Here is a 1,163-nt window from a genome sequence, read left to right on the forward strand (position 1 = left end):
CTGTTCACCTCGGAGTCCGTGACCGAGGGTCACCCCGACAAGATCGCTGATCAGATCAGCGACACCATTCTCGACGCGCTCCTGCGCGAGGACCCGACGTCCCGGGTCGCCGTCGAGACCCTGATCACGACCGGTCTGGTGCACGTGGCCGGCGAGGTCACGACCAAGGCGTACGCGCCGATCCCGCAGCTGGTGCGGGAGAAGATCCTGGAGATCGGCTACGACTCGTCGAAGAAGGGCTTCGACGGCGCCTCCTGCGGTGTCTCGGTGTCGATCGGCGCGCAGTCCCCGGACATCGCGCAGGGTGTGGACACGGCCTACGAGAGCCGGGTCGAGGGCGACGAGGACGAGCTGGACCGGCAGGGCGCCGGTGACCAGGGCCTGATGTTCGGCTACGCCTCGGACGAGACGCCGACGCTGATGCCGCTGCCGATCTTCCTGGCGCACCGCCTGTCGAAGCGCCTGTCCGACGCGCGCAAGAACGGCACGATCCCCTACCTGCGCCCGGACGGCAAGACGCAGGTCACCATCGAGTACGACGGCGACAAGGCCGTCCGCCTCGACACGGTCGTGGTCTCCTCGCAGCACGCCAGCGACATCGACCTGGAGTCGCTGCTCGCGCCCGACATCCGCGAGTTCGTCGTGGAGCCCGAGCTGAAGGCGCTCCTGGACGACGGCATCAAGCTGGACACCGAGGGCTACCGCCTGCTGGTCAACCCGACCGGCCGGTTCGAGATCGGCGGTCCCATGGGCGACGCCGGCCTGACCGGCCGCAAGATCATCATCGACACCTACGGCGGCATGGCCCGCCACGGCGGCGGCGCCTTCTCCGGCAAGGACCCGTCCAAGGTGGACCGCTCGGCGGCGTACGCGATGCGCTGGGTCGCCAAGAACATCGTCGCGGCGGGCCTGGCCTCCCGCTGCGAGGTCCAGGTGGCGTACGCGATCGGCAAGGCCGAGCCGGTCGGCCTGTTCGTCGAGACCTTCGGCACCCACAAGGTCGAGACCGAGAGGATCGAGAAGGCGATCGAGGAGGTCTTCGACCTCCGCCCGGCCGCCATCATCCGCGACCTCGACCTGCTCCGCCCGATCTACGCCCAGACCGCGGCGTACGGTCACTTCGGCCGTGAGCTTCCCGACTTCACCTGGGAGCGCACGGACCG

Annotated in this window: 1 protein-coding gene; it reads left to right on the forward strand. The window is 69.1% G+C overall.

Annotation, left to right across the window (positions count from 1 at the left end):
- Nucleotides 1-1,163 (forward strand): methionine adenosyltransferase (metK, locus tag ACFF45_RS35430; protein WP_381351158.1); only part of this gene is annotated, 1,163 nt, incomplete at both ends.

Origin of the sequence: Streptomyces cinereospinus, assembly GCF_042430725.1 — a bacterium.
Taxonomy (GTDB): Bacteria; Actinomycetota; Actinomycetes; order Streptomycetales; family Streptomycetaceae; genus Streptomyces; species Streptomyces cinereospinus.